Genomic DNA, 22157 nt, shown 5'->3' on the forward strand with positions numbered 1-22157 from the left:
TTATGTGACGGATGCCCCTGCGGAAGCGCAATGGCGTATCCTGAACACACGCATCCACCCGGCGATGGTTCCCTTGCGGATTCAGGGTGCTGCCATGCGTTCCGGCGCCGCGATCATGGCGGGGCAGGGGTAGTGATGCCACCCGATGCCGGATAACCGGCGCGACGCTGGCGGTCAGGACGGGAGCGGTCGCGTCAGTCCGCCTGCTTCAGCGAACCGATACCCAGAGAACCCTCCGCCATGACCGGCTGCGCGGGGGCGGGGTTTTCATCCGCCCGGCCCGGCGTGGCCTGTGGCGCGTTTTCAAGGAATGTGGCGGTGGGAATGAAGAACAGCGTGCCCGTAACCGCGCGGCTGACATCCAGCAGCCGGTCGTAATTGCCCGGCGGGCTGCCGATGAACATGTTTTCCAGCATCCGTTCAACCCGGGCAGGCGAACGCGCGTAGCCGATGAAATAGGTCCCGAATTCGCCCCTGCCCACATCGCCAAAGGGCATGTTGTCGCGCAGGATCTGAAGCTGCTGCCCGTTTTCTTCAATATTGGTCAGCACGTTATGGGCGTAGCTGGGCTTGGCTTCATCCGCCAGTTCGATATCGGACAGCTTTCTGCGCCCGATGATCTTTTCCTGCGCCGCGACGGGGATCATGTCCCATTTCTTCAGGTCATGCAGGTATTTCTGCACGATCACGTAGCTGCCCCCGGCGAAGGGCGCGTCCTCCGCCCCGATGATGGTTGCGTCCGTCGCCTCATCGCTGACCGGGTTTTCCGTGCCATCGACAAAACCCAGCAGGTCGCGCGCGTCGAAATACTTGAAGCCATGCACCTCATCAACAACCTGCGCCACGCCTTCAAGGCGGGAGACGATGTGCCGCGCCAGTTCAAAACACAGGTCCATGCGTTCCGCACGGATATGGAACAGCAGGTCGCCCGCCGTGGCGGGGGCGTGGTGAACGCCGTCTATTTCCCGAAACGGGTGCAGTTCCGCCGGACGGGGCACGCCAAAGACCCGGTCCCACGCATCGGACCCGATCCCCATGATGCACGACAGGTCGCCATCGGGCACGCGAAACCCCACGCCACGGCGCAACGCCGCCAGATCCCCGCACAGGTCGCGCACCGTGGCCGCGGCCTGCGCGCCATGGTCAAGGGTCAGGACAAGAAACATCGCCGATCGTGTCAGCGCGGTGTCAACGGGTTGGGGTTTAGCTGGAAACAAGCCGGAATTCCTTAACGATCGGACCGTGCGGCGGCGGGGCATGGCCACCGCATCTGCGCCGACAGCACTACATCATTCGCCCGTAAACTCAAGACTCTACGGGACATGCCACCCGTCGCAGCCCGCGCGGTCGGATGGGCGGATGGTTGCGCGCAGGTATGCGCGGGCCGTATGCTGGCCTGCTCCCGCACGGGCGCGATGCCCCGGCCCCTTCATCCGCATGGACCACCCGCATGACGCGCCCGCTGCCCCCCGCCATCGTCGCCTGCCGCATGCAGTCCCACCGCAACGCCATACCCCCGGCCATTGAAACGCTGGATATTGCGGAAGAAACCCCCGTCAGCCTGACCTTCAACGCCATGCCCCATGGGGTGATGATGGCGACCCCACTGGATCTGGAGGATTTCGTGACCGGCTTCGCCCTGACCGAAGGAATCGTGCCCGACGCAAGCGCGCTGAAAGGCATGACGGTGCGGGTGGAAGCAGAACATATACAGGTTGACGCACGGATTGATGGCCCGTCGTTCCAGCGCCTGCTCCAGCGCGGGCGGCGCGCGATTGCCGGGCGCACCAGTTGCGGCGTATGCGGCACCGATGCCAGCGACGTGCTGCAACGGCCCACCCCGCGCGTGCCCTGCGCCCCGCCGGAACTGGCCGCCGTCCATGCCGCGCTGGGCCGGTTGCGCGGGCGGCAGGTGCTTAACGCGCGCGCCCATATGCTGCATGCCGCCGCATGGTGCGCGCCCGATGGTGAAATCGTGCATGTGCGCGAGGACGTGGGCCGCCATAACGCGCTGGACAAGCTGATCGGGGCGGGGGTGCGCGCGGGCACGGATTTCGGCTGTGGGTTCTGCCTGATTACCAGCCGCTGTTCCTACGAAATGGCGCATAAGGCCATCATGGCGGGCATGCCCGCGCTGGCCGCCATATCCGCACCCACCGCACGCGCCATGCGCGTCGCCGCCCGGTCCGGCCTGACCCTGCTGGCCCCGGTGCGTGAAAACGTGGTGATGGCGCCGCTGTCTGTCTGATGGCAATGCTGCGGTATCCCTGTCATAACCAACTGAAACATTGCCAGCCCTGAGCGGATTCCATTAGGGATTGAACATGGACGCGCAGCAGTCAACCGCACTGACATATTCATCTGATACCGGTTCCGGGGTCGGGATCGTCTATATCCTGACCAATCCGGTCATGCCCGGACTGATCAAGATAGGGATTACCGCCGGGGATTTACCGGCCAGAATGAAGCAGTTGTATACCTGCGGCGTGCCGGTTCCATTTGAATGTGCGTATGCCAAGCGCGTTCAGGATTATGCAAGGGTCGAAGCCACGCTGCATACGGCCTTTGGCGATCACCGGATTAATGAAAACCGCGAATTCTTCCGCATTGATCCCGAACGTGTCAGGGTCATTTTCAATCTGCTGCCGGGCGAGGAAATCGCCATAGGCGAAGATGCAGGGGCGGAAGAAAGCAGTGATATCGCAGCCCTGAAATCAGCGAACAGGCGGGCATCCGTTTTCAATTTTAAAATGGTGGATATCAAGCCGGGCACGATACTGGAATGGATTTATGATCCCGATATTACCTGTCGTGTCGTTGATGACCGAAAGATCGAATTCGAAAATAAAATTACCAGCCTGAGCGCCGCCGCCAGCGAAATCGGGAGCCGGACCGGGATTGATAACGTCGCGTATCAGGGACCACGCTACTGGAAATATCAGGGCAGAACGCTGGTCGAACTGCGTGAGGAAATGGAGCAGGGCGAAGATTGACGGATTCCCCTTTGGTCCCCGATCCCGCCCGCCCGCGCTGTGGCTGGGCGCAGGCGGATGCGATGATGATGGCCTATCATGATGACGAATGGGGCCAGCCGGTGCGTGACAGCCGGATGCTGTGGGAAATGCTGGCGCTGGAAAGTTTTCAGGCCGGTCTGTCATGGCGCACGGTGCTGAAGCGGCGCGCGGGGTTCCGCCGCGCCTTCGCCGGTTTTGATCCCGACCGCGTGGCGGCTTTTAATGATACGGATGTGGAACGCCTGATGGCCGATCCCGGCATCATCCGCGCGCGCGCCAAGATCCTGGCGACCATCGGCAATGCACGCGCCTATATCGCCATGCGGGAAAAGGGGGAGGATTTTGCAACCTTTGCATGGTCGATGGTGCCCGATGCCCCGGTACATAACCACAGCGGGCAGGTGCTGGCGTCGTCCCCGCTGTCGCATGCCATGTCGGCTGCATTGCGGGCGCGGGGGTTCCGTTTTGTCGGTCCCGTCATCGCCTATGCGTGGATGCAGGCGGCGGGCATGGTCAACGATCACGATCCGGCCTGTTTTCGCTACGCTGCATGTGACGGGACGACAAAGCCCGCGCCACCACGCGCCGGATAACAGAAACCCGCCGCGCCGGGTGTCACGCCAGCGGGCGGGTCAGGTGGGGCGGGTGCTGCGTGCATCCCGCCCATGCCGTGCCGGCCGGGGCCGGACAGGCGTTAATGCATGTTGGGCTGCTGCCAGCCTGCGCGGGCGCTCAGGGCGCGGTGGCGTACCGCAATCGGCAGCACCTCGCGCAGGATCTGCATCGCGGCAATGCCCGACAGCCCGGTCTGGGTGGAAAAGCGTTCGATTTCCACGGGTTTGAACAGCGCGTGGATCGTGCTTTCGTCCGCCGGTTCCGGGTTGTCCTGCGCCTGCCATGTGCGGATCAGGGGCAGCATGCCCTGCGTCTCGGCACGGTTTTCCAGCATGCTGGGGTGATCGGGGGCAGGCAGCGGGCCAAGGATATCGTTCAGCACCGAGACCGCGCCGGAACGGTCGCCCAGCGCCCCGGTCAGGAAATCGCCGATACGGGTGGTGATGTCGGATACATTACGGGAAATCGTCATGTTAGGCTCCGTTAACACATCAGGGGGAAACGCCGGGGCACTGGGCCTGTGGCATCCCCTTGTTAGCGGGACTCTGCCTTGTGGTTCCTGCACGGTGTCCCGGCATGCAGGGGCGCGGGCGGCGGTTCAGCGCCGCAGGCGCGGTGCGGGCATGGCCGTATGCGTACGGGCTGGCATGCGGGACCACGGCAGGGTGGTCCGGCGGCCCAGCGCCTGCTGCAACGGCGCAACGGGTGCGTCATGCGCGTGAACGGTGCGCCCGGTCCCCATTCCCATCGTGATGGGCAGGTGGTGGATAAGCGAATGTTGCATCGTCTGTCCTCCCTTTATCCTGTTGGGGTTACGGGGAAGAAACGTGGGAAAGGGGGCGCGGGTTTGCCGTCATTAGGGTGGCTTGCGCGCACGTTTGTGTGAGGTTTGACGGATCAGGCCAGATCGCGTTCGGGTGTGTCGCTCATGCCGCGGCTGGCCGGTTGCGTGCCGGGTGGGGGTGGCACGATCACCCGTTCTTCCCCCGCCTTGCGCGTGACGGGCTTTCCACCCGGAAGCACCTCACCGGCGCAGGTGATGCACGCATCGCGGCCCACCGCGCGACTGCACCCCGACAGCGCCAGTTGCAGGGCCAGCAGCAGGATCGCAAGCAGCGATGCGGAAAGACGGCACACAACGCCCAGCCGGATGGACCGGCGCGGATGGTTTGCATATGCGGTCGGCACGGCTTCCTCCTCCATATACCGCAAAAAACGGGCGGAAGGATTGCCGGTTGCATCAGCCCCGTGGCGGTCTGGCGCGGGGATGGGGCGCGATGGTCCAGCCCGCTACCCTGCCGCCCGGCGGCAGGGTGCATACCCCCACATGGCCACCGCGCAGGACGCGCCATGACCCGCCCCGCTGCGCGCAGTCCTGCGCCGGGGGCAGGTGATGGTGCATGAGCGCATCGTCACACCCCGCCAGCGCCAGCAGGGCCGCCATCATCACCCCCCGGTACGCCGCGTGCGCCAGCGGCAGGGGCATCAGCGGCGGTGCATGGCGGGATGGCCCGCGCGGAACAGTTTCCATTCATCCACCACCGTCCCGTTGGGCAGGTGGCACCACCCGGCGACCCCGGTTGATGTCCGGCGCATTTCCACCCGGCCGCCGCGATTTTCGCAGTATTTCGATGCCGGGTTGGCCATGCCGATGGGGGTGACGGCCAGCACGCTGGCGCACGGCGCGATGGACAGCACGCATGCGGCAAGGGCCGTGGCGCGCAGGGCGCGGATGGCGGGGCGGGACAGGCGGGCAAACGGGTTCATGTCAGGTCAGGCCACTTTCGGTTCAGGGCATGTCATATCGACCTGCTATCAGCAAAGTCCGGCGGGTTCCAGACCACGCGGGCGCGGGTTCATGTCGATTGCCTGTTTCCTGTTATGCGCCAGATGCCTAATCTGGCGTAATGAGACGGATTTCCATGCGCGCGCGCCGCGCTGTTCAACCCCGTGCGGGCATGGCCATGCGCCGTATGGGCGGGTTTATGGCGCTGGTGATGCTGGCGGGATGCGCGGGGCCGGTTACGGTGCGTCAGGTTTCGCTGGTGCAGAGCTACCGCGCCACCAGCCGCAGCGCGCTACAGGGCAACGCGCCGGGTAATGACACCATGATCGTGCTGCGCCGCCGCGGGCTGCTGGCGCTGTGGCGCAATCACCCCGACCGGGCCATAGCCGCGTTGCGCACGCAGGCGGCGGCCATGACGGATGACAGTGCCGACATGCTGTTCGCGCTGGCGGAACTGAGCTACCGGCAGGGGCTGCGCCATCACCATGCGCAGGATTTCCTTGCCGCCGCCGTTTATGCCTACGCCTTCCTGCAGCCGGGGCGCGCGGGTGGCCCCAGCCCGTATGACGAACGCTTCCGGCAGGCATGCGACCTGTACAACCTTGGCCTGACGGCGGCGTTTCCAGCACCCGTAAGCCTTGCAGCGCAGGAACGCGCGCTGCCCTTTGGTACCATCGACCTTGCCGCCGATCCCGCGCAGTTGCGCTGGCAGGGACGGATACTGGAAAACCTGCGCCCGACCGCAACACTGGCGGTGGGCGGCATCGGCAATGTCTACCGCACCCCCGGTCTTGGCGAACCGCTGACCGCGCTGGGCCGCCCGGACCCGGCCTACCCCAACATGGCAGTTCCCCCGTCCACGGCCCGCGCCGCCACGCCAGATGGCGATGATACGGACCGCTTCAGCATATCGGACCGGCTGCGCGTGCCCGCCAGCCTGCTGCTGGAAATCGACGACCCGCGCGCGCAGGTGCTGACGGATCACCTGCACGGGCGGCTGGTGCTGCGGGTGATGGATGACAGCCCCGATACCCGCATCGGTCAGGCCACCGTCCCCGCCGAATACGACCAGACGGCGGCCCGCGCGCTGAGCCTGCGGGATTCCGCGCTGTGGGCGCAGGAATATACCGGCTTCCTGCAGGGCACGACCTTCGACGGCACGCACCCCCATCTGGTGGCCATGACGCCGCACCGGCCGGGCAACATGCCGGTGGTGTTCGTGCACGGCACGGCGTCCAGCCCGTACCGCTGGGCCAGCATGGTCAATGACCTGCTGGAGGACCGGCGCATACGCGACCATTTCGATTTCTGGTTCTACTCCTACGCCACATCCAGCCCCATTCCCTATTCCGCATGGGAACTGCGGCGCGCGATAACGCAGGCGGTGGACAGTCTGGGCGGTGTGAAGGCCGATCCCGCGCTGGGGCACATTACCGTGGTGGGGCACAGCCAGGGCGGACTGCTGGCGCGCATGCTGGTCATCAATCCCGGCGACAGGCTGTGGAATGGCACGGCAGGCCGCCCGCTTTCCACCTTCCGGCTGGACCGCAGGACCCGGCAGATGGTGCGCGAAACCATGTTCCCGACCCCCATGCCTGAAATCCAGCGCGTGGTGTTCATCGCCACGCCGCAGCATGGCAGCTACCTTGCGGGCATGTCGCTGGCGCAGTGGGTGGGCAGCATGGCCAGCCTGCCGCTGCGCGTGAGCGAGACCGCGCGCGAGATCCTGACCGGATCAGGCGACAGCACCCATCTGGCCAGCCGCGTGTTCCGTCTGGGCAGCGTCTATGCCATGTCGCCACGCAGCGCGTTCATGCGCACGCTGCCCACCATTCCCATCATGCCCGATGTGCATGCCCATTCCATCATTCCCGTCTGTGGTAACGGGGAACCGCTGGCGACTGCGGATGATGGCGTCGTGGCCTATGCCAGCGCGCATATACCGGATGTGGATTCCGAACTGGTGGTCCGCCATTCGGAACATTCCACGCAGTCCAACCCCTTCACCATTGCGGAAGTCCGGCGCATCCTGCTGCTGCAACTCGCCGCCAATCCCGATCTTGCCCCGCGTAAGGTGCAGGCCCCGGCATCCCCCACAATCGCCACGCCGCAGGCGCCCCGGCCATGACGGGATGGGCCGCGCGGCTGCGGGCACGGATGCGGCGCAACCCGGATGCGGCGGGCCGCCCCACAGTCCCGCGCAGCCGCCGGGCATGGTGGTGGATTACGCGCATGGCGGGCCTTGCGGGCGTGGCGCTGGGGGCAGGGGGGCTGTATTATTCCACCCTCATGCCCGATGCGCTGCGGCTGGGGCTGACCGGCGGGTTCGTGGTGGTGATGGTGGGGGCACGGTGGCTGCGCCCGGTCTGGCTGGCGCGCGCGGGGCGGGTGGCGGTGCTTGGCGTGTATGCGGCGTGGTACGTAACCGATCCGCCGCGCAATGACCGTGACTGGGCCGAGGAATACGCCATTCCTGCCGATGCGTGGCGTGACGGCGATGTGGTGCATGTGCGCCATGTCCGCAACTTCCGTTACCGGAGCGAGAGCGATTACATACCCGCATGGTATGACGCCACCTATGACCTGAAGCAGCTTGAGCGCGTGGACCTTGTCACATCCTACTGGGCGGGGGACGCGATTGCGCATGTGTTCCTCAGCTTCGGCTTCGCGGATGGGAAACACCTCGCCATCTCGATCGAGACCCGGCGGCAGGCGCGTTTTCCCTATTCCACCCTTGCGGGGTTCTTTCATCATTACGAACTGTTTTTCGTCACCGCCGATGAACGTGACCTGATTGGCGTGCGCACCGACACACGGCGCGAGCGCGTATATCTGTACCGCCTGAACATAACCCCCGCCGTGCGTGAGCGGCTGTTCCTGAGCTATGTCGGCGCGATACATGACATCATCGCCCATCCCGTGTGGTACAACACGCTGACCGATAACTGCACCACCGGCATACTGGCCCGCGCGGGCGCACGGCTGCGCTACCGGCTGGACTGGCGGGTCATCCTGAGCGGGCATACGGCGGCCATGGCCTATGACATGGACCTGCTTGGTCCCTACGACCCGGCGCGCTACCCCGATTTTAACGCGCTGCACGCCGCAAGCCGCATCATCCGCCCGCCCGGCGCCGTAATCGACGCCGATTATTCCAACGAAATCCGCGCAACCCTGCCCCCACCGGAAGGGCCACCCGCGCGGTAGTCCCTGAAAGCCTGCGGCCGGTCTGGCTGGACGGGCGGCCGTTCCTTAATACGGCTGCTTCAGGGCAGGACGTGCCGCCGTCCCGTTGCGTCATATTGACGCAGTTGAACATCCTCCGTAAAAAGCCCTCGTTTTCAACCAGCGAAGCCCGACCAGGCGCAGCCTTACCGAGCGCCGGAGGCGCCGCTTCACCATGTCCATGACTTTCGCCGACCTCTCCCTCGCGGAGCCCGTGCTCCTTGCACTGGCCGACGAAGGGTACGTGAACCCGACACCCATTCAGGCCCGGTCGATCCCGATGCTGCTGGAAGGCCGCGACCTGCTGGGCATGGCCCAGACAGGCACGGGCAAGACGGCTTCCTTCGCGCTACCGCTGCTGCATCGCCTTGCCGCGGACCCCCGTCCGGCGCCCCGGGGCGGTGCCCGCGTCCTTGTCCTTGCGCCGACGCGCGAACTGGTCTCGCAGATCGCGGACGGGTTCGAGAGCTTTGGCCGTCACCTGCCGTTCAGCGTGACAACGATCTTCGGCGGCGTCAGCCAGTTGCATCAGGTCAATGCGCTCAGGGATGGCGTGGATATCATCGTGGCCGCGCCGGGGCGGCTGCTGGACCTGATCGAGCAGGGGCTGTGCGACCTGTCGCAGCTTGAGGCACTGGTGCTGGATGAGGCCGACCAGATGCTCGACATGGGTTTCGCCAGGCCGATCGAGCGCATTGTCGCGACCCTGCCGAAGGATCGCCATACAGTGCTGTTTTCCGCAACGATGCCAAAGTCCATCGCAGCCCTGGTTGAAAGCCTTCTGCGTGATCCGGCCAGGGTGGAAATCGCGCCCCCTTCAACCACCGTGGACCGGATCGAACAGTCGGTCATGTTCCTTGATGCAGCCAACAAGAAAGAAGCCCTCCTCGCGCAACTGAAGGCGCCGGAGATCGGTCAGGCAGTCGTCTTTACCCTGCAGAAGAACATCGCCAACGAAGTCTGCGCCTTTCTGACCGGGGCAGGCATCACGGCCGAGGCCCTGCACGGCAACAGGTCGCAGGGACAGCGGGAACGGGCGCTGAATGCGTTCCGCGATGGCAGCGTGCAGGTGCTGGTGGCGACGGATATTGCGGCGCGCGGCATCGATGTCGATACGGTCACGCATGTTTTCAACCATGACCTGCCCAGCCTGCCCGAAAGCTATGTCCACCGCATAGGCCGCACCGGCCGCGCAGGACGCAGCGGCATCGCCATTACCCTGTGCGATGCCGAGCAGCGTGCGTGGCTGCATGATGTGGAGCGCGAGATCGGACGCAGCCTGACGGTCCACACCGATCATCCGTGGCATTCGGAAGCGGCGCGGAACTCGACCATGCGGGCACCGGTTCTGGGTGGCGGGCCGGTCAAGAAAATCAAGCCGCAGGTCAAGCGCGAGCGCAAGATCTGGACCGAGGAAGAAAAGGAAGCCGCGCGGGCAGCGGCCAGAAAAACAGCCTGATCATGTATGGGTTTTCAGGTCTTGACGCCCAAAGCGGAATAAATATCTGAAAACCCGCTGGTTTGCAGGAAAGCAGGCAGCGGAAGTCACGCCTGTTGCCGGTAACGGGATGTAATCTGGTTTCCGCCATCTGTCATCCTGCCGGCATGGCCGGAAACCCGTCCTGACGTGAGGTTATCGGTCAGGCGGGAACCGTCATGGCGTTGTAAGCTGCAAGCGCCGCATCCACGCCTGCGCCCGCGGTAAAGGCATGGCCCTCCTGACGCAGCACGGCTTCGAGCGCGCCGAGGGTGAGCAGCACCTTCGACTTCTCGGCATTGTAGCCCATGGCCCCGATGCGCCAGACCTTGCCCTGCAGCGGGCCGAAGGCGGTGCCGATCTCGATTTCAAAATCCTCGCGCATGCGGCCGCGCACCCGTTCGCCATCGACGCTGGCGGGAATGTACACGCCCGTCACGTTGGTCATGCGGTGCGCGTCGCTGCCAAACAGTTCCAGACCCATCGCACGCAGCCCCGCGCACATCGCGCGCGATGCGCTGGCATGGCGGGCAAAGCGGTTTTCCAGCCCTTCCTCCACCATGATACGCGCGGCTTCACGCGCGGCGTAGAGCATGCTGGTGGCCTCGGTATGGTGGTTGAGGCGCTTTTCGGACCAGTAATCCATGATCATCGCCAGATCGAGATAGTTCGACGGAATGCGCGCCCGCGCGCCGTCGGTGGTGTCGCTGCCCCGGATACCGGCTTCGACATGGCGGCGCGAGAAGATATGCGCCGCCGCCCGGTCTGATACGGTAATCGGCGCGGAACCCGGCGGTCCGCCCATGCACTTCTGCAGGCCGCCGCTGACCACATCCACACCCCAGCGGTCGGTCGCAACCGCCATGCCGCCCAGCGTCGCCGTGGCATCGACATAGGACAGCACGTCATATTTACGGCACAGCGCGCCCACGCCATCGAGCGGCTGGGCCATGGTGGTGGAGGTATCGCCATGGATGCAGGCCAGCACATGCGGGCGGTGGGTGATGATCGCGTCCTCGATCTGTTCAGGGGTTGCGACCTCGCCCCACGGGATGTCCAGCGTTACGATTTCCGCCCCGATGCGCGCAGCAATTTCGGACAGGAGCAGCCCGAAGCGGCCCGCCCGCACCACAAGAAGCTTCATCCCCGGTTCGACCAGCGAGACCAGCGCCGCCTCGATCCCGGCGCGGGCCGTGCCGTCCACAAGGAAGGTCCAGCGGTTTGCGGTCATGAAAACCTGACGGTAGAGATCCATCGTCTGGTTCATGTAACCCGTCATTTCGGGGTCGAACTGGCCCAGCATGTCGGCCGCCATGGCGCGCAGCACGCGCGGATGCGCGTTGACCGGTCCCGGCCCCATCAGCAGCCGGGCGGGAGGGTTGATCTGGCCGTAAAATGTCTGGGTCATCCGAAACGTCTCTCAAAAAGTCCGATAAAAGTGGTCATCGCGCGCAGGGCTTCGTCCGTATCCGCATGGGCCGGGGAAGGGGCGCGCGATCATGGCGGTGCCTGATGGTGGGGGCGGCCATGTATTCCGGTTACAAATCAGTAGGTGCAGTTGATGCGCGCGCCCACAAAGCGCGGGTTCCCCGGAATGACGGAATAGAATGTGGACTGCGTGCCACCGGACAGCCAGTAATGCCGGTCGGCAAGGTTCTGGCCATATACGGTTACGGACCAGTGCTGCTGGGGGGCGGAGAATGTCAGGAAGCTGTTGACCAGAAAATATGCGGGCGCGCGGTAATATCCGCCATAGCCGATATACTGTGGCTGGGTCTGCGCGCCACGGTAACTGTAATCGACATCGAACGTCATGCGGTAATTGCGCAACAGTTTCCATGTATATGTTGCGGCGCCACTAAGGGTCAGGTTGGCCAGCCCCATGCCCGCACCGTTGTAATTGGTGTTCACCGCCGTCCATTGCCCGGTCGCATTATACAGATCGGTGGTGGCGGATTTGTTGACGCCCTGGTACTGGCTGTACACGCCATGCTGGTAGCCGAAGTTCTGTGACAGGGTCATGCCCCGGAACGGGCGGACCATGGCGTTGAATTCCGCACCGTAAATATAGGAACGCGGCGCGTTTACATATGTGCCTTCCGTGCCGTACTGCGGCACCACGATCGTTCCCAGAAGCTGCTGGTCACGATAGTCATAGTAAAAACCGGCGGCATTGAAACGGATGCGGTCATTCATGAAGGATGTCTTGAAGCCGCCTTCATAACTCATCACCTGTTCAGGCTTGAAGGGGCGTAGCTGCGCGGCAACGCTGGTCATGTTTGCCGAAAAACCGCCCGGTTTGAAACCACGACGGAAATCGACATAGGTCATGATGTCGTGCGTGATCTGGTATTCCAGCCCCACCCGACCCGAAAACTGGTTGGCAAGCGCGCCGCTGGACCCGAATGACTGGACCTTGGGCGCGCCCGTGCCCTCATAGGTCGTGCCCACCAGGTCAATAAGCTGGCGATCATCCGATTCATGGCTGATCGCGCCAATCAGGCGCAACCCGCGAACCAGCCGGTATGAAAGCTGGGCATACTGGTTGAAGGTCTGCTCGTCCTGCCCATAAGCTGTTTTGTAGAAGTATTTGCCGTTATCGCTCGATGCATAGCGGTCGGACATGTCATACCAGAAATTGTCATTCGTCCGGCCACGGTTATAGTACATGCCCACCGCCCATTGCAGCCGGTCCGCCGCATTACTGGATTCCAGCTTTATTTCCTGCGAGAAGAAATTGGTCTGGTTATTACGGTACATATTGCCATAAGCCAGCGCGGTATTGGTCTGGTCCGACAGTTCATGTTCGTCCAGCATCTCGTACGCGCTGGTTGAACTCAGCTTTCCCCACGTGAAATCCTTGGTGAAATGGATGTTCACGCCCCATGACAGGTTGTTTTCACGCGGCTTCTGGTTGGCCGGGTTCACCCCGATGGCATTGGCGAACTGTTTGCTCAGGCCCCAGTTCGTCTGCATCAGGTCGGTGCTGGCGGGTACGCCATAACTGTTCACCATGACCGCGCCCCCGGGGGCGTCGGACTGGTCGGTGCTCCAGTGTCCACCCACGTCCAGACGGGTGGTGTCGTCAATCTGCCATTTCAGCTTGCCACGCAGCGCACCGATATCCGCATTCCCGTAACCGGCACCCTGACTGTTATGCTGGAATCCCCCGCCCGTCATGGACATGCCCGAAATCCGGTATGAAACCGAACGCGATATCGGGCCGGATACGAAACCTTCCACGCGGTTACGGCCGTAACTGGCGATGTCTTCCGTAACGCCCGCGTGGAACTGGGGCGTGGGGTCCGCCGTATGGAAATTGATCTCGCCCCCGGTGGTGGTCATGCCATGGGTAAAGCCGGACTGCCCCGGATTTACCGACACGTTGTCCATGTCGTACATGATGGCCGATGTCATGACCGTAACGGGCAGGGCGACACCATCGACATACGGCATGACCGACGGGATGTTGTTCTGCGTCAGGTCCGCCATGCCCACCCCGCGCAGCACGAAATTCAGGCCCGCGGACCCGTTGGATGGCTGTATGCTCAGGTTCGGCGCCACGCGGATCAGGTCTGTCATGGCGCGCACGTTCCGCTCCACCAGTTCCTTGCCCGAAATATGGGTGGCGGAATCAGGCACATGCTGTTCGCGGCGGAACTGCACGGCACGCGCGGCGCTGACCTTTATGCTTTCGGGCGCGGCGTGGGGTACGGCGGCATGATCTTTCGCCACGCCCTGCCCGGATGCCTGATGGACATGCGCCCTGGCGGGCTTCTGCGCCACCACGGGCGTTGCCGCAGCAAGGGAGGAGACCTGCATCATCGCGGCACAGGAAACCGATGCCGTAAGACCCAGATGCAGTTTGACGAAGAATGGACGGGACGACATGAAGAACCTCGTCTGGTAACGTTAGGTGTTTTCCACACAGATTTAAGAAATACAGATTTCAGCCTGAACTTATATTTTAACTGTTCTACTGCCCTGACCGCGCCGAACGCAGGACACGTTGGGCCGTGGCCACATCCAGCCGGCCTTCCCATTTCGCGACAGCAATGGTTGCGATGCAGTTGCCCATGACATTGCCCAGCGCCCGCGCAATGCCGATAAACCAGTCCACCGCAACCAGAAGCACCAGCCCGACAGGCGGGATTTCCGGCACGACCGCCAGCGTTGCGGCAAGAATGACAATCGCCACCCCCGGCACGCCATGCGCGCCTTTCGATGTGACGAGGGCGGTACCCGTAACCAGGAATATCTGTGTCCAGGTCAGGTGAACCCCCGATGCCTGGGCCAGAAAGAGAACCGCAAGCCCCAGATAGATGGAAAGCGCATCAAGGTTGAAGGAATATCCCGTCGGGATGACAAGCCCCACGACTTCGCGCGGTATGCCGATGGCGGCCAGTTTTTCCATGATCTGGGGCAGCACCGCATCGGATGACGTGGTTGCCAGAACAACCGTCAGTTCCGTGCGCAGGTACCAGATGAAGGAAAAGATGCTGATGCCACACAGCCGCAGCAGCAGCCCGAGCCCGACCAGAACGAACACTGCAACCAGCGCCGAATACAGCGCGACAAACACCCCGAGCTGCCCGAGGGAGCCTGCGCCGAAATGACCGACGGTATAGGCGATCGCCCCCAGAACCCCGATCGGGGCCACCCGGATGACCATGCCCATTATGCGAAACAGGACAGCCGCGACTGAATCAATCAGCGCCGCCGCCGGTTTTCCCTGTTCCCCGGCCATGGACAGCCCGCAGCCGAACAGGATCGCAAACACAAGAACCTGCAACACATCGTTATGCACAAACGCGCTGAGGGGATTCTGGGGCACGAGATGTAAAAGGAAACCCACCAGACCCTCATGGCGCAGGGTCGCCGCACTGTCCCCGAACTGGCCGGGCAGGCTTTGTGTCAGCGCGCCAGCATCGATATTCATCCCGGCCCCCGGCTGGAATATCGCCGCCGCCGCCACACCAAGGCACAGGGCGATGGTGGTTGTGACTTCAAAATAGACCAGCGCCTTCAGGCCGATCCGCCCCACCGTGCGCAGGTTGCCCGCCCCGGCGATGCCCTGCACCACCACGCAGAAAACAAGCGGCCCCACAAGCATGGCGATCAGCCTCAAGAACAGGTCGCTCAGCGGTTTAAGCGACACCGCGATACCCGGCGTCGCAAGGCCCAACGTGACGCCAAGCACGGTCGCCAGCACGATCTGGAAAAACAGCGATCGGCAAAAACGCATTTCGTTACACTCTATACCTTTCCAGATACCGGGGTTTTCCTGCCAGCATCCTTGAACACCAAATGGTCTATCAGGAAACAACCATAACGAATACGATCTTGCATACAAGATGTAATGCACACCGAAACGAGCGCATGTGCGCAGCCGAAACGGTTACGGAAACAGGAATCAGGGTGTTCTGGTATCGTTTTCGCGATATAAACCGTTTTTCATCATATACTTATGTGAAATAAAGCCGGTCCTGCGCCGTTTTGCGTTTTTTGTGTTCTGTTGCCGTTATGAAACACCATGCCCGCGGCGGCGCTGGCCCGCGGCAGCCGGAAACCGGCTGGCACATTGATTGCGTTGCCAAACCCTGTCCGCTTGCGCATACTCGCTGGTATGCAAGAGCAAGACAAAACGGCTGACAGAAATCCTCACATCATCGAGGATCGCATCATCCGGGCGGCCCTGTCGGGTCATATCGCCCCGGGGGAGCGACTGGGCGAAAAAGATCTTTCCCAGATTTTCAATGTCTCCCGCACGCTTGTCCGGGAAGCCATGATGCGCCTGCAGGCCCGTGGCATTGTCGAAGTCTCGCCCCGCCGGGGATGGTTCGTCATCGAGCCATCCGTGGAGGAGGCACGCCACACGATCGACGCCCGGCGCGCGCTGGAAGTGGGGATGCTCGTCACCATCCATGACATCCAGCCCGCGCAGATCCGCACATTGCGCGAGCATGTCCTGTCTGAACAGCAGGCGCTTGCATCGGGCGACCGCGCGCAGCGCAGCTATCTTCTGGGCCATTTCCATGTCTGCCTTGCCGAAACCCTTGGCAATCCCGTGATCGGTTCCCTGTTGCAGGACCTGACGACACGCACGGTGCTGATTGCGGCCCTGTATCAATCCACCCATGACGCGCACGAATCATGCTGCGAACATGGCCAGATCATTGATGCGCTGGAAAAGGGAGACCCGACGGAAGCCGCGCGGTTGATGGATGTCCACCTGCGCCATGTCGAAAAGGCCCTGAACTACCGCCACGTCGCAAACCGGCTGGAACATCTGAAGGCTGCCCTTCAGGGGATCTGATTTCCACCGGCCGCATCCGTGTCGGGGACAGCATGCGCAGGCATGGCGGAATGTTGTCCGTAGGGCAGGGGTGTTCGCCGTGATGAACGCTTCCTATTTGCAGGTCCATGTGCTTCCCTTCACGCGCCTTAACCAAAGGACGGAACGATGAAGCTTTATTATGCTCCGGGTGCGTGTTCCCTTGCCTCGCACATCATTCTTGTTGAAACGGGATTGCCCTACGGTCTGGAACAGGTGGACCTGAAGGCCAAGACAACAGCCGACGGGCGCGATTACCTGAAGATCAACCCGCGTGGCGCCGTGCCCGCGCTGGAGATTTCGCCCGGCGTCGTCCTTACGCAGAACGTGGCGGTGCTGCCCTATATCGGCAGCCGGTCGGAAAACCCGGCGTTCAGGCCCGCGCCGCATTCGCTGGAACATGCCCGCCTGCTGGAAGCACTTGGCTTCTGCGAGGATGTGCATTCAGCCTTCGGTCCCCTGTTTGCCCCCGACCTGCCCGATGTCATGCGCGAGCGGATACTGGCGCTCATTACCCGGCGGATGAAGCAGGTCGAAGCCATCCTGACGGCGGGTGAAAACGGCCATCTCCTGCCCGCAGGCTTTACGCAGGCCGATGCGCTGCTGGCGGTGATCCTGAGCTGGGCGCCCCATGTCAACGTGGATCTTTCCGCCTACCCCCGCGCATGTGCGCTGCGCGACCGGGTTTTTGCCCGTCCCGCCGCCCGCAAGGCCATGACGGAAGAAGGGCTGGCCTGACCCCACGCGCCGCAGGGTTCATGCCGCTTGCTGATAATAAAACGTTCCTGATGCCGCCTTTTTCATAAGGGCGGCATTGGTGAATACTGCCTGAAAAACGCACGATCAGGAAGCACGCAGGCGTCCGAGGCGATTTTTTATCAGGGTGTCTGAAACGCCTGTAGTCAGTGCGTATTTGTTCTGGGAAGAAACCATACCCTTAATCAATTACCTATCTGCCCGCACAATCAGGCAGGTCAGTATCGGGATATGGGTCTGCCTGATAAATCTTCCAGTCATTTCCGTCACGCTGTAACCGGGCATATATGCAAGTGGCCCACCAGCCCCTTGTGGAACAGGCATGCGGAGTTGAATGGCCGAATTATTCCGGCCTGTCCTTACTTCCTTGACCGTCATAAAAGAGGCCCGGCATGAATCAGAATACTGCGTATGGGTGAATAATCCCCGTCTCCAGTAAAATCACCGTACGTCCCGGATTTACAGGCGTGAATGATCTGTTTCATGCCTGCTTCTGGATCAGTAACCGGCTGTCAGATGAAGCCGGACAGGATGGGCCTTGAGTTCAGCCCGCCCTGAGTATGCCGTCATATGGGATCAGGATGATTTTGCCTTGCCGCGCGATGGGGCCTTGCGCGCCGGGCGTGGTCTGGCCGGGGCGGGTGCCGTCCGGGCGGCGGCGCGGCGGGATGGTTTGGACGCGGGCTTTGCGGGGGTCGCTTCGTCGGGTTCGACCTTATCAGGTTCGGTCCGGGCGGCGGCCTGCGTAGCAGCAGGGGCTGCCGTGTCCGGCGCAGGGGGTTCGGGCGCGGATGCGGGTGCTGCGGAATGGGGGACGATCCTGCGGCCCAGACCGGTTTCCCGCGCCACGTCAGCCCGCTTTTTCGCGTAATCGGGGGCGACCAGCGGATAATCACCCGGCAGGCCCCATTTCGCGCGGTACTGCGCGGGGGTCATATGGTAATTCGTCATCAGGTGACGGCGCAGCATCTTGAGCTTCCGCCCGTCTTCCAGACAGACGATATGGTCAGGAAAGACCGACTGGTCCACCGGCACGGCGGGCGGCTGCACCCGGTGGGCGGGTTCCGGTGCGGGTTGTGGCGCTATTTCGCGTATTGCGGCGTAAACATCGCGGATGAAGGCGGGAACATCAGCCGTAGGCACGGATGTATTGGTATTGCCAAGATGCGCCGCAACAATATCGGTCATGGCCATGATGATGGCGGGGGACATGTCATCTGACTGTTCCATAATACGGCCCTTCCTGAAATGGTGATGGTTTAAATTGAAACAACAGCGCGACCGCAGCGGAGTTTCTTTTTGGCGTGACAGAATATCACGTCATAACACAGTCCCGCCGGGTCATGACCTTCCGGCTTTATTTCCTGTCCGCGCCGCGGGATCAGGGGGAATGCAGCCGCGCAAAAGATGGGGCGGGCGCAGGGCGGTTTTTCTGTAACGATAAATAAAATTCATAAAAACCATAAAAAAGACGCGATTAATACTTTATTCATTTCATGAAGGCCCACCCCCGATCCGCCGCGCGAGCGATACGGAAACCCGGCATGGGCAGGGTGCAGGGCAGGGACCGTATTATTTCACGCCATGTCGTGCCCGGTAACAATATGCCACATTCCCCTGCATAGAACGGTTTGATAAACGCGACGTTATGCCCCCGGGCACGCAGCCCGCCGCCCCGGGGGCAGATGACCATGACTTCAGCCCCGCTGGGGGCTTCGATACCCCGGCACGGCACGAAAGATCACCACGGGGCCGGGATCAGGGGCATCCCTGCATCCGGGTGTGCGTGGATATTACAGGAAATACAATCTCTCATCAGGCAGTATAACAAACCTGTCCAGGAGAAAATCCATGGATACAACTGCATCACCAAAAGTAACCGTCATCATCCCGGTATGGAATGGCGGCGACTTCATCGGCAATGCCATCGCATCGGTTCTGGCGCAGACACTGGGCGATTTCGAACTGATCGTGGTTGATGACGCCTCGACCGACAATACGGTCGATGTGGTCGGCGCGATCCACGATCAGGACGCGCGCGTCACTGTGCTCCACCAGCCTGAGCGCATGGGGGTTTCCGCCGCGCGGAACCGGGGGCTGGACATGGCGCGTGGCGCGTTCGTCGCGGTGCTGGATGCTGACGACGTATGGCTGCCGCAGCGACTGGCAATTATGGTGGACGTGCTGGAGCAGCATGGCGTCGATCTGGTGGCGGACCAGCAGACACTGGTTGAATTCGGCACCGGGCGCACACTTGGCCTGACCATGCGCGATGCGTGGATGCAGGGCGGGGCGGATATTCCGCTGTCCGATTTCGTGCTGATGGACTGGCCCGGACGCAAGGACACCCGCAATATCGGGCTGATAAAGGCGGTGATGCGCCGCAGCACCATCGAACGCGCGGGCGTGCGCTATGATGAAACGGTCCATCTGGGCGAAGACTTCCTGTTCTATGCCTGCCTGCTGGTTTCCGGGGCGCGGATGCGGTTCGTTTCCACGCCGCTTTACGCCTACTCGGTCCGCACGCATTCCCTGTCGCAACTGACCACGCCCACGACCGGGCAGATAGAGGTCAACCGCCTGCTGCGTGAATGGCTGTGCGCGCATGGGCGGCAGCGCGCGGATTATGCGCGGGTGCGGATGATTCTGGATTACCGGGAAAAGGCGCTGTGGCTTCAGTATCTGCTATGGTCGTTGCAGACGCGGCATTTCGTGCTGGCGCTGCGCACGCTGCCGCGCATCGGCATTGACGTATGTTTCCTGTGGGTCATGGATTTCGTGCGCCGGAAACTGCATCTGGTCCAGAGCGATTTCAACCCTGCGATCATCGGGAAAATCGAGCGCCGCATGCCCCTGTGCCGACCGCCGTAAACGCCCGCTTTCGTGCCAGATCCCCGTCCGCCCATGCCCCTGCGCCTGCGCCCGGCCCGTGGGCGGACGGGCCGTTTCAGCGTCCCGCCATGGACGAACCGCCTGTCATCCCTGCCAGCAATCTGCGTGCGGTACCTGCCGTGCCACGGCACCGCCTTACGGACCCCTTCATCCCCGACATCCTTCACACCGCGGGCGGGGGCCGTAGCCCGCCTGCGATGCGTTTCCCGTTACATGACGCCCCGTTATCCCGTCCGCACCCAATCGTGAACGATCCCGCGCGACCCGTCGCCCGCGCGGGAATGCCGACCTGTCGCGCTGTCGAAATGACCGGGCGTGGACTGTTGCGTCCAAAGTCGGGGCGGGCTGAATGCTGTCTGCATGCGCAAAGGTACTTTTATATTATAAAATAGTGAGTTATTCGTTTCGAATTGGGGTGAGAAAATAGTCTTCCAGCCGACAGGAGTTTATGGATGCCGGATACCGGACGCAGGGGTCTTCCTACACGCCGACAGCTTTTGACCCGTATCGGCGCGCTTGCGGGCAGTGCGGCGCTTTATCAGGCCATGACCTCCCTCGGCCATGCGCAGGGAACCGACTTTAGCGGCCCACCCGTCCTGACCGGGGCGCGGCGGGGCACGCGCGTACTGGTGCTGGGGGCGGGACTTGCGGGCATGCTGGCGGCCCATGAACTGCGCAAGGCCGGATATCAGGTGCAGGTGCTGGAGTTTCAGGGCCGCAGCGGCGGGCGCAATATCAGCCTGCGCGGCGGCGACACCATTACCGAACTGGGCGGGGCCACGCAGAAGGTCGGCTTCGCGCCCGGCAACTACATCAATCCCGGCCCGTGGCGCATTCCCTACCACCATCAGGGGCTGCTGCATTACTGCCGGGAATTCGGCATCGAGCTTGAGCCGTTTGTGGAACTGAACCACAATTCATGGCTCCATTCCTCATCCGCCTTCAACGGCAGCCCGGTGCGGTATCGGGAGTTTTCTGCCGATTTCCACGGGTTCACCGCGGAACTTCTGGCCAAGGCCATCGACCAGCACCGGCTGGATGACGTGGTTGGCGCGGATGAACACGAATACCTGCGCGCCGCCATGCGCGAATGGGGCAACCTTGATGCCTCCATGGCCTATCGCAAGGGCCGCCTGACATCGGAAACACGCGGGTATGAAAAGGCCGCCGGCGCCGGGCCGGACGGCGCCCCCGTGCCGTCCGGGCTGCTGGCGCGCAAGGACGTGATGCGTTCGGGGCTGTGGACGTGGATGGCCTTTCACGAACATCTTGACATGCAGACCACCATGTTCCAGCCCGTGGGCGGCATGGACATGATCGGCAGGGGGTTCACCCGGCAGGTGCATGACCTGATAACCCTGAACTGCCGCGTCTCGGCCATTCACCAGAATGACAGGGGCGTAAGCGTTACCTATGGCGACATGAACCACGGCGGCGTTGTGCGTGAGGCACAGGCCGATTACTGCGTATGCACCATTCCGCTGCCCGTCCTGTCGCAGCTTGATGTGCAGGTCAGCCCGGCGATGCAGGCGGCCATCATGGCGGTGCCCTATGCGTCCTCCGTCAAGATGGGGCTGGAGTTCCGCCGCCGCTTCTGGGAGGAGGACGAACAGATCTATGGCGGCATTTCCTTCACCGACCAGCCGATCAGCCAGATTTCCTATCCCAGCCACGGCTATCTGTCGCGCGGGCCTGCGGTCCTGCTGGGGGGGTACATGTTCGGTCCCGCCGCCTATGATTTCGCGGGCATGACACCCGCGCAGCGGCTGGAAGCGGCGCTGACGCAGGGGGAAGTGCTGCACCCCCGGCAGTACCGCAAGGAATTTTCCAACGGGATCAGCTTTGCCTGGAGCCGCACGCCATGGACCATGGGCTGCTGTTCCATGTGGAGCGAACAGGCCCGCAAGACACATTACAAGGCATTGTGCACCATGGATAACCGGGTGGTTCTGGCGGGCGAACATGCGTCCTATGTCGGGTGCTGGCAGGAAGGGGCGATCCTGTCCGCCCTGTCCGCCGTCACACAGCTACACCAGCGCGCGCAGGGGGCATGATGAT

The 22157-nt window shown here is 62.7% G+C and carries 21 protein-coding genes; 11 read left to right on the forward strand and 10 right to left on the reverse strand.

The genetic code is table 11. The annotated features are described in order from the left end of the window. The first annotated feature begins 4 nt into the window (after positions 1 to 4). Positions 5 to 133: a hypothetical protein gene (locus tag ACBR42_RS07015; RefSeq protein WP_371207583.1), complete on the forward strand. Its 129-nt coding sequence runs from the start codon at positions 5 to 7 to the stop codon at positions 131 to 133. A gap of 61 nt (positions 134 to 194) precedes the next feature. Here ACBR42_RS07015 and ACBR42_RS07020 read toward each other — a convergent pair whose 3' ends face one another. Beyond that, positions 195 to 1259, reverse strand: a complete 1065-nt coding sequence (locus ACBR42_RS07020) for a Dyp-type peroxidase (protein WP_371207584.1) — start codon at positions 1257 to 1259, stop codon at positions 195 to 197. 116 nt (positions 1260 to 1375) lie between these two features. Here ACBR42_RS07020 and fdhD point away from each other — a divergent pair, with 116 nt between their 5' ends. The 3 genes from fdhD (at position 1376) to ACBR42_RS07035 (ending at position 3607) form a co-directional block, all read left to right on the forward strand. Continuing rightward, positions 1376 to 2248 (forward strand): formate dehydrogenase accessory sulfurtransferase FdhD, encoded by an 873-nt coding sequence (gene fdhD / locus ACBR42_RS07025; RefSeq protein WP_371207585.1) that lies wholly within the window; start codon positions 1376 to 1378, stop codon positions 2246 to 2248. 76 nt (positions 2249 to 2324) lie between these two features. Beyond that, positions 2325 to 2993: a GIY-YIG nuclease family protein gene (locus ACBR42_RS07030; protein ID WP_102323806.1), complete on the forward strand. Its 669-nt coding sequence runs from the start codon at positions 2325 to 2327 to the stop codon at positions 2991 to 2993. A gap of 62 nt (positions 2994 to 3055) precedes the next feature. Beyond that, positions 3056 to 3607, forward strand: a complete 552-nt coding sequence (locus ACBR42_RS07035; protein WP_371207661.1) for a DNA-3-methyladenine glycosylase I — start codon at positions 3056 to 3058, stop codon at positions 3605 to 3607. A gap of 101 nt (positions 3608 to 3708) precedes the next feature. Here ACBR42_RS07035 and ACBR42_RS07040 read toward each other — a convergent pair whose 3' ends face one another. The 5 genes from ACBR42_RS07040 to ACBR42_RS07060 all read right to left on the reverse strand — a co-directional run bounded on the left by ACBR42_RS07040 (position 3709) and on the right by ACBR42_RS07060 (position 5396). Then, entirely contained in the window at positions 3709 to 4101 is a 393-nt protein-coding gene (locus ACBR42_RS07040) for a hypothetical protein (protein WP_110548280.1), read from the reverse strand. A 126-nt stretch (positions 4102 to 4227) separates the two neighbouring features. After that, complete coding sequence (locus ACBR42_RS07045) at positions 4228 to 4413, reverse strand: hypothetical protein (protein ID WP_371207586.1); 186 nt, start codon at positions 4411 to 4413, stop codon at positions 4228 to 4230. A gap of 113 nt (positions 4414 to 4526) precedes the next feature. Then, positions 4527 to 4817 carry a hypothetical protein gene (locus ACBR42_RS07050; protein ID WP_132303880.1) on the reverse strand — a complete coding sequence of 97 codons (291 nt, stop codon included), beginning with the start codon at positions 4815 to 4817 and terminating at the stop codon, positions 4527 to 4529. Positions 4818 to 4869: 52 nt separating this feature from the next. Next, positions 4870 to 5160 carry a hypothetical protein gene (locus ACBR42_RS07055; RefSeq protein ID WP_257997532.1) on the reverse strand — a complete coding sequence of 97 codons (291 nt, stop codon included), beginning with the start codon at positions 5158 to 5160 and terminating at the stop codon, positions 4870 to 4872. Beyond that, positions 5115 to 5396 carry a DUF333 domain-containing protein gene (locus ACBR42_RS07060; protein WP_132303884.1) on the reverse strand — a complete coding sequence of 94 codons (282 nt, stop codon included), beginning with the start codon at positions 5394 to 5396 and terminating at the stop codon, positions 5115 to 5117. Before ACBR42_RS07060 ends, ACBR42_RS07055 begins: the two co-directional genes overlap by 46 nt. Positions 5397 to 5551: 155 nt before the next feature. On the opposite strand from ACBR42_RS07060, the gene ACBR42_RS07065 reads away from it, so the two are divergent. The 3 genes from ACBR42_RS07065 (at position 5552) to ACBR42_RS07075 (ending at position 10099) form a co-directional block, all read left to right on the forward strand. Beyond that, positions 5552 to 7543 carry an esterase/lipase family protein gene (locus ACBR42_RS07065; protein WP_371207587.1) on the forward strand — a complete coding sequence of 664 codons (1992 nt, stop codon included), beginning with the start codon at positions 5552 to 5554 and terminating at the stop codon, positions 7541 to 7543. Positions 7544 to 7647: 104 nt separating this feature from the next. Further along, positions 7648 to 8622: a DUF4105 domain-containing protein gene (locus ACBR42_RS07070; protein ID WP_102324236.1), complete on the forward strand. Its 975-nt coding sequence runs from the start codon at positions 7648 to 7650 to the stop codon at positions 8620 to 8622. Positions 8623 to 8815: 193 nt separating this feature from the next. After that, positions 8816 to 10099: a DEAD/DEAH box helicase gene (locus ACBR42_RS07075; protein WP_371207588.1), complete on the forward strand. Its 1284-nt coding sequence runs from the start codon at positions 8816 to 8818 to the stop codon at positions 10097 to 10099. A 181-nt stretch (positions 10100 to 10280) separates the two neighbouring features. Here ACBR42_RS07075 and ACBR42_RS07080 read toward each other — a convergent pair whose 3' ends face one another. The 3 genes from ACBR42_RS07080 to ACBR42_RS07090 form a co-directional block, all read right to left on the reverse strand. After that, on the reverse strand, positions 10281 to 11525 hold the full coding sequence (locus tag ACBR42_RS07080; RefSeq protein ID WP_371207589.1) for an alanine--glyoxylate aminotransferase family protein: 1245 nt from the start codon (positions 11523 to 11525) through the stop codon (positions 10281 to 10283). Positions 11526 to 11662: 137 nt separating this feature from the next. Continuing rightward, complete coding sequence (locus ACBR42_RS07085) at positions 11663 to 14008, reverse strand: TonB-dependent receptor (RefSeq protein ID WP_371207590.1); 2346 nt, start codon at positions 14006 to 14008, stop codon at positions 11663 to 11665. Positions 14009 to 14093: 85 nt separating this feature from the next. Continuing rightward, positions 14094 to 15362 (reverse strand): cation:dicarboxylate symporter family transporter, encoded by a 1269-nt coding sequence (locus ACBR42_RS07090; protein ID WP_371207591.1) that lies wholly within the window; start codon positions 15360 to 15362, stop codon positions 14094 to 14096. Positions 15363 to 15743: 381 nt separating this feature from the next. Between ACBR42_RS07090 and ACBR42_RS07095 the strand changes: the two genes are divergently transcribed. Both ACBR42_RS07095 and ACBR42_RS07100 read left to right on the forward strand, forming a co-directional pair. Further along, entirely contained in the window at positions 15744 to 16433 is a 690-nt protein-coding gene (locus ACBR42_RS07095) for a GntR family transcriptional regulator (protein ID WP_102323797.1), read from the forward strand. A gap of 147 nt (positions 16434 to 16580) precedes the next feature. Next, on the forward strand, positions 16581 to 17189 hold the full coding sequence (locus ACBR42_RS07100) for a glutathione S-transferase (RefSeq protein WP_371207592.1): 609 nt from the start codon (positions 16581 to 16583) through the stop codon (positions 17187 to 17189). A 594-nt stretch (positions 17190 to 17783) separates the two neighbouring features. On the opposite strand, the gene ACBR42_RS07105 is transcribed toward ACBR42_RS07100, so the two are convergent. Next, positions 17784 to 18437 carry a MucR family transcriptional regulator gene (locus ACBR42_RS07105; protein WP_371207593.1) on the reverse strand — a complete coding sequence of 218 codons (654 nt, stop codon included), beginning with the start codon at positions 18435 to 18437 and terminating at the stop codon, positions 17784 to 17786. A gap of 621 nt (positions 18438 to 19058) precedes the next feature. Here ACBR42_RS07105 and ACBR42_RS07110 point away from each other — a divergent pair. Continuing rightward, a complete protein-coding gene (locus tag ACBR42_RS07110; protein WP_165927271.1) occupies positions 19059 to 20078 on the forward strand; it encodes a glycosyltransferase family 2 protein in 1020 nt (339 codons plus the stop codon). A gap of 473 nt (positions 20079 to 20551) precedes the next feature. After that, positions 20552 to 22153 carry a flavin monoamine oxidase family protein gene (locus ACBR42_RS07115; RefSeq protein ID WP_102323792.1) on the forward strand — a complete coding sequence of 534 codons (1602 nt, stop codon included), beginning with the start codon at positions 20552 to 20554 and terminating at the stop codon, positions 22151 to 22153. Positions 22154 to 22157 lie beyond the last annotated feature (4 nt).

It is taken from the genome of Komagataeibacter sp. SM21, assembly GCF_041402665.1.
GTDB lineage: Bacteria > Pseudomonadota > Alphaproteobacteria > Acetobacterales > Acetobacteraceae > Komagataeibacter > Komagataeibacter saccharivorans.

What these genes read in the sequence shown, in the direction of transcription:
- ACBR42_RS07115 (WP_102323792.1), top strand. Translation starts at nt 20,552, where the DNA reads ATGCCGGATACCGGACGCAGGGGTCTTCCTACACGCCGACAGCTTTTG.
- ACBR42_RS07055 (WP_257997532.1), bottom strand. Translation starts at nt 5,160, where the DNA reads ATGGAAACTGTTCCGCGCGGGCCATCCCGCCATGCACCGCCGCTGATG.
- ACBR42_RS07090 (WP_371207591.1), bottom strand. Translation starts at nt 15,362, where the DNA reads ATGCGTTTTTGCCGATCGCTGTTTTTCCAGATCGTGCTGGCGACCGTG.
- ACBR42_RS07085 (WP_371207590.1), bottom strand. Translation starts at nt 14,008, where the DNA reads ATGTCGTCCCGTCCATTCTTCGTCAAACTGCATCTGGGTCTTACGGCA.
- ACBR42_RS07100 (WP_371207592.1), top strand. Translation starts at nt 16,581, where the DNA reads ATGAAGCTTTATTATGCTCCGGGTGCGTGTTCCCTTGCCTCGCACATC.
- ACBR42_RS07040 (WP_110548280.1), bottom strand. Translation starts at nt 4,101, where the DNA reads ATGACGATTTCCCGTAATGTATCCGACATCACCACCCGTATCGGCGAT.
- ACBR42_RS07020 (WP_371207584.1), bottom strand. Translation starts at nt 1,259, where the DNA reads ATGCCCCGCCGCCGCACGGTCCGATCGTTAAGGAATTCCGGCTTGTTT.
- ACBR42_RS07065 (WP_371207587.1), top strand. Translation starts at nt 5,552, where the DNA reads ATGCGCGCGCGCCGCGCTGTTCAACCCCGTGCGGGCATGGCCATGCGC.
- ACBR42_RS07080 (WP_371207589.1), bottom strand. Translation starts at nt 11,525, where the DNA reads ATGACCCAGACATTTTACGGCCAGATCAACCCTCCCGCCCGGCTGCTG.
- ACBR42_RS07075 (WP_371207588.1), top strand. Translation starts at nt 8,816, where the DNA reads ATGTCCATGACTTTCGCCGACCTCTCCCTCGCGGAGCCCGTGCTCCTT.
- ACBR42_RS07070 (WP_102324236.1), top strand. Translation starts at nt 7,648, where the DNA reads ATGGCGGGCCTTGCGGGCGTGGCGCTGGGGGCAGGGGGGCTGTATTAT.
- ACBR42_RS07095 (WP_102323797.1), top strand. Translation starts at nt 15,744, where the DNA reads ATGCAAGAGCAAGACAAAACGGCTGACAGAAATCCTCACATCATCGAG.
- ACBR42_RS07045 (WP_371207586.1), bottom strand. Translation starts at nt 4,413, where the DNA reads ATGCAACATTCGCTTATCCACCACCTGCCCATCACGATGGGAATGGGG.
- fdhD (WP_371207585.1), top strand. Translation starts at nt 1,376, where the DNA reads ATGCGCGGGCCGTATGCTGGCCTGCTCCCGCACGGGCGCGATGCCCCG.
- ACBR42_RS07035 (WP_371207661.1), top strand. Translation starts at nt 3,056, where the DNA reads ATGATGATGGCCTATCATGATGACGAATGGGGCCAGCCGGTGCGTGAC.
- ACBR42_RS07060 (WP_132303884.1), bottom strand. Translation starts at nt 5,396, where the DNA reads ATGAACCCGTTTGCCCGCCTGTCCCGCCCCGCCATCCGCGCCCTGCGC.
- ACBR42_RS07105 (WP_371207593.1), bottom strand. Translation starts at nt 18,437, where the DNA reads ATGGAACAGTCAGATGACATGTCCCCCGCCATCATCATGGCCATGACC.
- ACBR42_RS07030 (WP_102323806.1), top strand. Translation starts at nt 2,325, where the DNA reads ATGGACGCGCAGCAGTCAACCGCACTGACATATTCATCTGATACCGGT.
- ACBR42_RS07110 (WP_165927271.1), top strand. Translation starts at nt 19,059, where the DNA reads ATGGATACAACTGCATCACCAAAAGTAACCGTCATCATCCCGGTATGG.